This window comes from Leptolyngbya sp. FACHB-8 (assembly GCF_014695575.1).
Taxonomy (GTDB): domain Bacteria; phylum Cyanobacteriota; class Cyanobacteriia; order Elainellales; family Elainellaceae; genus Vacuolonema.
This window is the reverse complement of the sequence record NZ_JACJOO010000033.1, coordinates 1-10,017: the sequence shown is the minus strand read 5'-3', so window position 1 is coordinate 10,017 and position 10,017 is coordinate 1. Positions and strand designations below refer to the sequence as shown.

The 10,017-nt window shown below is 50.8% G+C and carries 13 protein-coding genes; 12 read left to right on the top strand and 1 reads right to left on the bottom strand.

Features of this window, described 5'->3' with window-relative positions; genetic code table 11:
* Window positions 1-154 precede the first annotated feature (154 nt).
* The 12 genes from H6F91_RS06765 to H6F91_RS06710 all read left to right on the top strand — a co-directional run bounded on the left by H6F91_RS06765 (window position 155) and on the right by H6F91_RS06710 (window position 9,183).
* The gene (locus H6F91_RS06765; RefSeq protein ID WP_206754908.1) at window positions 155-514 is read left to right on the top strand and encodes a hypothetical protein; all 360 of its coding nucleotides are present in this window, start codon (window positions 155-157) and stop codon (window positions 512-514) included.
* A gap of 65 nt (window positions 515-579) precedes the next feature.
* Window positions 580-1,416, top strand: a complete 837-nt coding sequence (locus tag H6F91_RS06760) for a hypothetical protein (protein ID WP_190789271.1) — start codon at window positions 580-582, stop codon at window positions 1,414-1,416.
* Between the two features lie 276 nt (window positions 1,417-1,692).
* Entirely contained in the window at window positions 1,693-1,947 is a 255-nt protein-coding gene (locus tag H6F91_RS06755; protein ID WP_190789270.1) for a hypothetical protein, read from the top strand.
* Window positions 1,947-2,117 (top strand): hypothetical protein, encoded by a 171-nt coding sequence (locus tag H6F91_RS06750; RefSeq protein WP_190789269.1) that lies wholly within the window; start codon window positions 1,947-1,949, stop codon window positions 2,115-2,117. The genes H6F91_RS06755 and H6F91_RS06750 overlap by 1 nt, the downstream gene beginning before the upstream one ends.
* Window positions 2,114-5,740: a plasmid replication protein, CyRepA1 family gene (locus H6F91_RS06745; RefSeq protein WP_190789268.1), complete on the top strand. Its 3,627-nt coding sequence runs from the start codon at window positions 2,114-2,116 to the stop codon at window positions 5,738-5,740. The genes H6F91_RS06750 and H6F91_RS06745 overlap by 4 nt, the downstream gene beginning before the upstream one ends.
* Window positions 5,737-5,916, top strand: a complete 180-nt coding sequence (locus H6F91_RS06740) for a hypothetical protein (protein WP_190789267.1) — start codon at window positions 5,737-5,739, stop codon at window positions 5,914-5,916. The genes H6F91_RS06745 and H6F91_RS06740 overlap by 4 nt, the downstream gene beginning before the upstream one ends.
* A complete protein-coding gene (locus tag H6F91_RS06735) occupies window positions 5,913-6,101 on the top strand; it encodes a mechanosensitive ion channel domain-containing protein (protein WP_190789266.1) in 189 nt (62 codons plus the stop codon). The genes H6F91_RS06740 and H6F91_RS06735 overlap by 4 nt, the downstream gene beginning before the upstream one ends.
* Complete coding sequence (locus H6F91_RS06730) at window positions 6,098-6,346, top strand: hypothetical protein (RefSeq protein ID WP_190789265.1); 249 nt, start codon at window positions 6,098-6,100, stop codon at window positions 6,344-6,346. The genes H6F91_RS06735 and H6F91_RS06730 overlap by 4 nt, the downstream gene beginning before the upstream one ends.
* Window positions 6,347-6,370: 24 nt before the next feature.
* Entirely contained in the window at window positions 6,371-6,901 is a 531-nt protein-coding gene (locus tag H6F91_RS06725; protein ID WP_190789264.1) for a hypothetical protein, read from the top strand.
* A gap of 44 nt (window positions 6,902-6,945) precedes the next feature.
* Window positions 6,946-7,458: a hypothetical protein gene (locus H6F91_RS06720; protein ID WP_190789263.1), complete on the top strand. Its 513-nt coding sequence runs from the start codon at window positions 6,946-6,948 to the stop codon at window positions 7,456-7,458.
* 93 nt (window positions 7,459-7,551) lie between these two features.
* Entirely contained in the window at window positions 7,552-8,484 is a 933-nt protein-coding gene (locus H6F91_RS06715) for a hypothetical protein (RefSeq protein WP_190789273.1), read from the top strand.
* Between the two features lie 132 nt (window positions 8,485-8,616).
* Window positions 8,617-9,183 (top strand): hypothetical protein, encoded by a 567-nt coding sequence (locus H6F91_RS06710; protein WP_190789262.1) that lies wholly within the window; start codon window positions 8,617-8,619, stop codon window positions 9,181-9,183.
* A 597-nt stretch (window positions 9,184-9,780) separates the two neighbouring features.
* Here the strand turns inward: H6F91_RS06710 and H6F91_RS27715 are convergent.
* The coding region (locus tag H6F91_RS27715) for a hypothetical protein (protein WP_206754907.1) at window positions 9,781-10,017 on the bottom strand (237 nt) is incomplete at its 5' end.

Genomic DNA, 10,017 nt, shown 5'->3' with positions numbered 1-10,017 from the left:
CTTTCCTTTATTGACTACTTCAACCAAACGATGGCAAAGCCCTTTCAATGGACATTCAAGGGTAAGTTACTGGCGTTCTAAACCATAGGCTTATTTATGCCGCCGAGTACTAGTCTTGTGGGCCACGTTTACCCACAGTTAACTTTGTGGAGTGATGGCGATCGCTATGTACTACGAAAAAGCTGTAAAACTCTTTTCATTAACGCTAGGCATCGTCCTTGCAGGACTAATGCTATTTGCCCCTGCTGCAGATGCAATAGCCCTTTATATACGCGTAACTAGCGCGGTTATCGCATCCTGGTTCATTGTCTACACAATTGCAGAAATACACCTGCTGGGTCCTGGCTTGAAAAAATTGCAGGGGGAGATGAAAGACCTGTTTCGCATGATCGCAGACCTGCAGCGCATAAATAACGAGTTATTTCGCGAAAATGACGATTTGAAGAGACTCCTCCAGGAACACGGCATTGAGATGCATGCCCTCCTAAGCGAGGAAGAAGGGGGTGATGCTTAGCTAGTCTTTCAAATCCAATTAGAACAAGTTTACTGTAGAGGCAGGATTCAGGAGGTGATGTAAGGATGGGAGCGATCGCGCCAAGTAAGCCAAACCTCGTTGGAATAAATGTTGTTACTGGCGATGATCTCACCGTCAGTATTCCGGTTGAGACAAAAGATCTGGATAAAGTGAAATTAATCGAAACCTTACTGGGATTGATACAGCGGCAGTACTCTAATGCTTTAACCAACGTGCCTCCGTACTTGATAGAAATACCAAAAGGTGATGCTTTAAAGATCAGCAGTCAGTCTCAAAATTTCACCTACATCGCCCTTTGGTTTTTAGGAATGCAAGGCTGTTTAAATAGCGGCTATAGCAAGACACCGTTCTTCAAAAGGCTTGACGTTAAAGCGCTTGAGAGGCCAGGGGAGATTATGCACACTGCCTACGAATTAACTAAAAAGCTTTATGAGCTTGCCGAGAAATTAGACGAAACAGATTGCTTGCCATACGAAAAACTTATTTATCACTGGGCTGCACTATTCCAGGAAGGTATGACAGAAGCAATGCAAAATATTCGGAGAGAATCAGGGAAAAGGAAGCTTGCTGATGAGATATGCAAAAAAGCAAAAGACCTCAAAACGCTTTTTACTTCCGGGATAGACCCTAGTGACTTTTCAGAAAAAGAATATCGCTGGCTAATTTTGGTCCGAGACATGGGCCGTACCCCAGAGAAAGAAACTCAACTGATAAAGGGTAAAAGAAAGGCGGTCCGGGACGCTTTTGAGGCATACCGTCAGGCCATTAGATGGTGGGGGTCTTATCTACGAAATGATTCGCCAGAGGATCTGAAGTGTGAGTACTCTGAAGGCGAATATTTGGTTGTTTTAGAAGGAGGTAGGCGAAAAACAAGGTATTAAGTTTGTGCCGAAAAACGCTCTAGATTTCTCTGAACATTTTTCATAGCCTTAAGTTAAGGCAACCGCGGACTGACCTGCTCTCACAACCCGGCAGTCTGCGGTTGCCCCAAAAAAAGAAAGGAGCACCATGAAAGATCCACCCTTACAAATCAAAAAGCGACTCGACACCAGCTCTCACCCCGGATCGAATCGCTTTTGAATTTTGGTCATTAGTTAGCCGACAGCGAATCAACTAACAAGCATTTCACTCACCCCAGAGGGGTGACCTACTTACCTATGAGTTTAGCGAAACAGGATCAATCCGTCACTCCCCCCAAAAATAGTGGGTCTACAGCACCCATTCGATCGCGGAACGCTAGCTATCAAATCCGCTGGAAGAAGCAGGCACAACGGGCACTTCAGAAGGCAAAGCGAGGCGGACATCCAGACCGGCGCGAGCGCAGATTGATTGCCAAGTTCAAAGCCTGGGAAGCAGCCCAACGGCAGCAGCAACAACAGTCCACCCCTGAACAGCAAAAGGCAGCAGCATAATGACGACCACCACCCGGCAAACCGTCGGGTCGGTGGTGGATGCCCCTGAATCTATCAAGCGGGCGATCGCTGCTGATCCGGCTAAGGCAAAACTTTGGGAAGAACTCCAGACTAAGACCTTTGAGGAATTAGCCTGGGGGATTTTTGAGCGTGGGGGGCTGGTGCGATGATCCACCCCACACTTCAACAGTTGAGTCTGTTGGGCTACCAGGCGGGCGATCGTGTCTATGCTCGGTTGCTCCTGCCTAAAAACATTCCCCTTGATGTAGCACTACGGAAGAGAATGGCGTTTGAGCCAAAGCCTGGGGAGATTGCACGGCTCCCCATTGACGGGTATCTAACGCTAATAGACGGCAGTTTTTCCTTCACCCGCATCTATGGGGATGGCAGGGAAAAGCACTATCCTGACGGCTTATCGTATCTGTCCAGTCAAAATCGCAAGGGATACGGGATTTACAACGTAGTGAACCCTGGCGGACGATATGACGAGCAGGTTACGAGCGGACGAGTCCTGTTCTATGAGTGCGACGATTGCAGCAAGGATGAGCAGTGGGCACGGCTGCGACGGCTGGAAACAATACTTGGGAAACCGGCGAGCGATGTTACCGACACAGCTAAATCGCTGCATTGCTATTTCACGTTAGAAGCACCTCTGGCTCCTGGAGAATGGACGAGGATGCAGCAACGTCTGATCCAGTGCCAGGATAGCGACCCGTCAATCTGGAACCCTTCCCGGCTTATGCGACTTCCAGGGTTTCTCCATTGGAAGTGGGATAAGGAAGCATCCGAACTGGTATCAACCCCCGTTACAATCGCGCAGGCAACTGATTCAGTTTTTACCCTGGCCCAGTTCGATCTCGTTCTGCCTGAATGGGACAGCGAGCGATGGGGCAAGAAAAGCCACCAGGGGGGCGATCGCATTCCCACTAATGCAGGGGATGATCAGTGGGATATTCGGAACTTTGCTCATCACCTGGAAGGCTTTAATCCGAACGGGCGTAAGCGTGGGTGGGCAACTTGTAAGTGTCCCGCTCACAATGGGGAATCTGATAACTCCCTGCATATCAATCTAGAAACCGGCGCATTCAAATGCCATGCGGAGTGCAGCGACAAAGCTGTTTATCATGCAGCTCTGGCTGTAGCTAAGGCTGCGGGTCATCAGTTCCCGGAGGGCAAGCGCTGCGGCAAGGGGCGGCAACATCCGATCCCATTGCCGACTTATGAGTTGACCTATCCGATCGCAGTCCTGCTGAACTCCCAATATTTAGGTGACGTTGCCATTCCCCGAGATCAAAAGCTTATTGGGCTCAAAGGTCGCAAGGGGTGCGGCAAAACCTGGCTCCTAGAACGTATGGTAGAAAATGCTCTGGCCAAAGGTCAGCGGGTGCTAGTGCTAACCCACCGGCGGCAGCTAGGGCATCAATTAGCTAACCGCTTCGGCCTTGCATACAAAGACGAATTGAGCCTTCAGAGTAGTGAGGGCGATCGCGAACTGGGTCTAGTTATCTGTTTTGACTCTGCACACCCTGACTCTGAAGCACGGTTCAATTGGGCTGACTGGACAAATGCCCTGATTATCATTGATGAATCTGAGTCTGGCTGCTGGCACGTTCTAGATGCTTCAACCTGTAGCGAGAAGAAGCAGAAAGGAAAAGGCGGGCGCGGGGCAATTCTTCAACAGATCCAAGGATTAATGAAGGGTGCGCTATCCCCTCATTCATCAGGGCAGATTGTACTGGCTGACGCTGACTTGTCAAACCTGTCGATAGACTTTGTTCTAAAGATGGCAGAGCAACCTCACTTGAAGCCTTATATCGTCTGCAATGAATGGCGCGAGGGGAAGGGCTGGACTGTGCTCAGCTACCCCCAAGTGGAAGCTCTTGTACTTGCGATGGAAGAGGCGATCGCAACAGGGGGGCGGCAGCTAATAGAGACTTGTGCCCAGAAAACAGATAGTAAGTGGTCATCCCAGAACATTGAAAGGCACCTAAAAGACTTGTTTCCCTGTGCTTCCATCTTGCGGATTGATTCTGATACGGTCGCAGATCCAGAGCATCCCGCTTATGGGTGTGTGGACCACATCAATGCAACCCTAGCCCAATACGAAATTGTCATTTGTACCCCTGTACTGGAAAGCGGCGTTTCTATTGAGTTATTTGGATATTTCCAAAATGTTTGGACTATTGCCCCCGGAGTAATTCCGGAAAATAGCGTCCGCCAGTTTATGGCGCGGCTACGTGATAACGATGTGCCACGGCATCTATATGCGGCTGAGCGAGGCTGCAACTTTGCTTTTGTTGCCAGTGGCGAGCATGGGCCTAAAGCGCTATTAGAGACAACTCACAAGGTCGGCAGCGTCAACTTAAATCTGATCAAGGATGCGTCCTTCTCAATTGACGTGGACGGGAATGTATCTAGTAACCCAGCGGCTCTAGAGACGTGGGGAAAGATGGGTGCTCGCATTAACCAGGGAATGCACCAATACCAAGCAGCAATTCATGCAGGACTGGAGATGGAAGGGCACTCTGTTTCCCAAGTTGAAATGCTCAGCAAAGCAGATGCTAAGGTCATTTCCCAGAAAATGGCAGAGGTAAGGAACGCAAGCCATCAAGCCTACTGCGAGGCAGTACCTAAACAACCCATTCCAGCCAACAAGGAAGAGTATGAGGCCATCAACCTGAAGCGGAGCAAAACAGCAGCAGAACGGCTGTCTTGTCGCCATTGGGAGTTGAATCAAAAGTATCTGGTAGACATCACCGCTGATCTGGTCAAAAGGGACTCAGAAGGTGCTCACAGCTTCTTCAAAAATCATTACTACCTGACGGATGGGGCACAGCATCTGAAGAACCGAGACAGAGAACGTTTCCAGGCGATCGCGGTTGATGGTGTTGCATGGGTTCCAGACATCAACAAGCATTGCTTAAGCGGGAAGATGGAAGCCCTTGAGAGGATTGGCTTCAAGGATCTATTACATCGGGTGATGGCGGGCGATGAACTGACAGATCTCGATCTAGATGTGCAGCTATTCTTTCAGCGAGTTTTGGGTAATGCCAATCTAAAGGGCGACGATCGCCCCCTTCCAAAGCTGTCGCCATCCGATGAAGAGAAGCGGCGGCAAGGCATCCGACAAAGTATCAAACAACTTACAAGGGTTGAGGTGCAGCCCACAGCGATCGCCACGGTGCAGGAGTATTTCAGTCAGATTCTAGGCTTCCGTCTCATGCGCACGGGACAACGCACGGTTTATCTGATTAGCAAAGATGGTGGGCCAGTGTTTGGTGACAAAGGCAAGCCGATGAAGCAGCGGATTTGGATCTATCGCTATCCCACAGCAGAGTTGATCCAGAAAGCAGGTGAAGATGCCCCATACTGGCATCCATTCGACGGGCGGCAACAGGTCATGGACGCATGGCTTGCACGGGACAAGGCAAAGCAGGAAGGGGTACAGCATGAACTTCAGGTGCAGCCTGCCCCTGCCCCCGTGCTAGTGGGTGTGAGTACAGCGATCGCCTTGGCCCCCGTCGAGGCATTGCCCGCGATCGAAGAATCAAGCGTTTCAGCCCCAGTGCTGCACACGAAAAGCCATATAGATCTATCTAAGGCTTTTGATGTGCAATGTGTGCAGCCGTGTGCAGTATCCATAGAGGTTGGAACAAGGGGTGAGCCAGATTGGGCAGGGTTGCCACCGGATGAGGTGGAAATGTACCGGGCTGCATGGCTGCAATGCGACACAGACCATCGACGGCTTGCTTTGTTGGATGTGCTCAATTCATTGCGGGAGGTGGCATCATGACCGCTTTCCAGGTTGGCGATCGCGTCCTCACCCGTTGTGGACCTGGCACCATCCAGCGGATCAATCCCTACAGTGAACCTGTGGTGCGTGGCGACGGCGACGAGGACTCTTTCACGTTCTACGGCACGTTTCACCCCGATGAAGTGCAACTGCTGGAACAGGAGGCGGCTGCATGACCCATCCCGAAATTGCCCGCGATCGCAACGGTACCCCGATTAGGGTTGGTGATGTTGTGGCTTTGCCCTGGCAGTTGGGCACCGTGCTGGAAGTCGGCATCCCTCGCTGCCTCATCAGATACCCCGACGGCGCAGAGTTAGGAGCCGCAAATCGACTGATCACAGTATTGGAGGTGGCAGCATGAAGCACGACCGCGACCCCACTACGACCCGGCAGCAGGAAGAAGCCGATCTCCTTGTAGCCCAGGCGCACGGAATTATTGAGGTAATGCGGCGCAAAAGGTTGAACCTCAAGTTACTGAAAGCGGCGTTGGATGCTTTGAGGACAATCAACGGTTACAAACCTCCATGTGCCCCCAACAGACGATCGCCTATCAAACGTGGGGAGCCTCCCCCGATCGTCACCGTTACAGATCTGTTACGCGAATGACCTACTTAATGGAGATTCCTGAAAATGGTTAGTAAATCAAAGACCGTCACCAATCAGACCCCCGATACTGTTCAAGTTTTGTTCCTGCCTCACGTTCTTGGACCGGAAGAATTTAATTCTTTCGGTTTTTGTGGAAAGTTCACGATTTTTCCAGGCGGCAACGAAATTCCTGACTCTGTTTGGAAAGAAATGCAAACACACCCAGTGGTACGCCCCCGCATTGAAGCCGGGGCCCTGCGAGTAGCAGACCTGAGTCAGGAATCCGATCGCGTTCATTGGGTGCGCGGAACGTGGGATCTGTCTGTGCTGCGATCGATGCAACAGACGGAAGAGAGCGAACTGTTGCAAGAGGAAATTGCACTACAGATTGCCCGTCTAGTAGTCGCAAAATTCCCAGAGCGGTGGGGCAATGGGTTGGGTGAGACTCGATCCGCTTATGTCGGGCAATGTGGGTCTCAAATTTGGAAGCAGGCCTACAACTTACCAAGCCAACTGGAACTGCAGCACAAAAAATTTCTGCATCCCCAAAACCAACCTCAAAACGTTCCCGCCTAAGCCCGTCCGATCGCACTTACCCAACACTTTTGGAGACTCCTGAAATGCCCACAAAAAATACCCAAGTAGACCCGATCGCACAGCTACAGGCAACGGTAGAGAAGCTGGAAGCCGAAGCCCTCGACACCCAGACAGAGGCCGAAGCCCTTAAAGCCAAGTTGAGCACCACCAGAACGGAATTAACCCGCGCGCGTTTGGAGTTGCAACAGGCCCAGGAAGATGCTGATGCTAAAGCCCGCGAGGAAAAGATCAGCGCAGAGTTAAAGGCAACCCGTGAGATTGCAGCCCAACTGAATGCCGGTGTTGCTATGCTCATCACTCATTACCAGAACTTGCGTGACTCCTATCAGCACTTGCCCAAGGTAAAGGTTTGGAATGAGTTTGAGAACCATCTTCACAAACTACCCGTTGCCCTTTTCAAAGAAGGCATGGATGGAATTTTGATGGTTCCGATCTCAGAAGTGCAGATGAAAGATGCTGACACCTACAGGCGGCAATACCCAGAAGTGGTGGAAGTCTTACCGCAAATTACCAAACGGAAGATTGCCGGAACATAGACAGGTCCAATGGGTGGCAGATGGCGGCATTTGTCACCCTAAAAAAACCTGCGATCGCCCCAAGTGTTACAACGTTTTACCTATAAAAAAACGATGGTTGCCAACCCTCAAGCAAACCGGCAGAATGCACAGCACTCCACTGGCCCCCGCACGGCCCGAGGGAAGGCGATCGCCAGTCTCAATGCCACAAAGCATGGGCTACTGGCAGCATCACCCCCACTGATTGTGGGTGAGGATCTGGAGACGTTTCGAGGTGTGGTGCAATCCCTGGTAGACGAGCACCAACCGCAAGGCCCGACTGAATTCCTGCTCGTTCAACAGTTGGCAATGGCTCACCTCCGCTTACATCGGTTGTGGGGTGCGGAAGCGGCGATCGCGCGGTTGGAACAACTGAAGCTTGAGAAGGAGGCCAAAACCCCAGAACTCAGGACACACGAAGAACTACTTGGGGGTGGAGACGATAGCCCAGAGGTGATCCTAAAAGTAGAGCTGATTGTGCTCACCTCATTGATTAACGGTATCGACGACCAGATTCAATGGGAGATACCAAAGCGCGGTTTACGGAAGTGGAACGACAGTGAGGAAGCGATCGCACTGCTGGCAAGGCTGCATGAGCTACTTGGGGAAGCCATCAGAAAATATCCCCGTGAGTTCATCCCCAGGGCGCGTGATGTGGATCGGGGAATGGAGCACAGCCATATTTGGATGAGACTCATATCCTGGCAGTCAACAGCGGAATCTGAAGCTATCAAGCCAGGTGCTAACCTGCGCTACTTAATCCGAGATATAGAGCCCGAGGTGAACGAGCGGCGTGCGGAAGTCCAAGCCCAACTTGATGACCTGGCCCGCATTGAACAGGAACGGCAACAGGCCGCGATCGCAGTTCAAGCTATCCCACAGGATGCCGATCGATTGGCCCGCTATGAGCGCAACATTATGCGCTCAATGGAGGCCGCGATCGACCGTTTAGCAATGCTTCAAGAACGGCGCAGAGCGGGTTCCATGGGTTCGTTTGGTCAAAACTAGGGTTGTCACAGTGCCCCGCAAGAATGTAGAAAGCTGAAACCCTCACAACGCAAACACTTAAGGCCATTTTCAAAAGCTATTTTTCGGAAAAAGTCCCAGAAACTCTATTGATTTAGGCAAAATCAAAACCTCATGGGTAGCCTCCTCTCTGGCAACTACAGCGCACGATTTGACCGACGGCAGACCGTTGACGAGGTGCCATCGTTGGACGTGGCAACGCTTGCCCATGGTGGGCTCATCACCCCAGGCATGAGTGAGTATTGTGGGCAGCCTCTCACATGGACCGCTTGCAATTATGGGGGAATGCGTCCGTGGTGGATCTGCCAACAGTGCGATCGCAAGGTGCGGAAGCTTTACCGGGTTGGTGGTGTGATCGAGTGTCGCAAGTGTGCTGACCTGGGTTACCACTCCGAGCAGGTCAGCGGGCAACTGCGGAAATACTTTTTTGAGGTGACGTTACCCAATTTCTACCGAACAATGCGATCGCCCATTCGGGTCAATCCCCCGGGGACGGTCCCGTGGTTTGCTATGCCCCCACGCCCAAAGGGAATGCGCAAAGCCACCTACGCGCGGCACATTAAAGAACTGGATGAAGCGCATCAAGCAGTGTTGAGACAGCTGTTCGCTCATGCAGCGGCAGCGCTTCCTGGTTTGCAAAGGGTATTGCAAAAGAGTATGGAGGATAGCAAAAGTGATTGATTTGGTTGCCACTAAAGCAAGGTTACAAAACTGCGATCGCAAGCAAGATAAGGTTTGTGATGAGAGTTGGAGGTTGCCAAGTTCAGAGGCTAGATTGCGATCGCCAACTCTCACAATGCTAAGCTTGGAACTAAACCAACAAAAACCTGCCCCAGAAGGCAGGCGATAAGTTTTATACGTTCTTATATAATTTCCCACAAAAGCTATTTTTTTGCTACGGAATTAATACAAGATTGCTACCGTCCGTTAAGAGTATGGAAGACGTTAATCTAAACAAGGACTTGGAAAGCTTAAAGAGAACTGTAGATGAGTCAAAATCCCTTCTAAAGTGGCATTGTACGCTTTTTTTAGATACCCTTGTTCGCATTGAAGAGATTGGCAGGACCGCCCACGCTACCAAAGAACGCACCTCTACTGCCGTAGATAAATTGAGGGAGAACTCAGACGATGTTGCAGCCCGACAGGCATTAGAGGAATGCCAAGCTTTAGTAGATCCGTTAAGGGAGTCACTTAGCCAATACATAGCCGAATGCTCTCACCAAGTGCTGGAAATTAGTACTGCAACAAACGCTATAAAAGTTGCTGAGCGACTGATTATCAAGTTTTCAGCCGACCCCGGTACCACGTGCTTCTAAAAGCTGTTGCTAACGAAAACACCGTGCGTGACCGAGTCAGCTTCATCTCGATTGGTAACTGAACAACTGAGGTAAGCCACTGGTTCGACCAGTGTGACTCGAAGAGTTTTGAGCGTTGCGGCAGTAAAGTAACTCCTACGGTGGCTTGATGAGCCAACTCCGTAGGAGGAAACAACAATGACCCAATCGTATCAAAGCC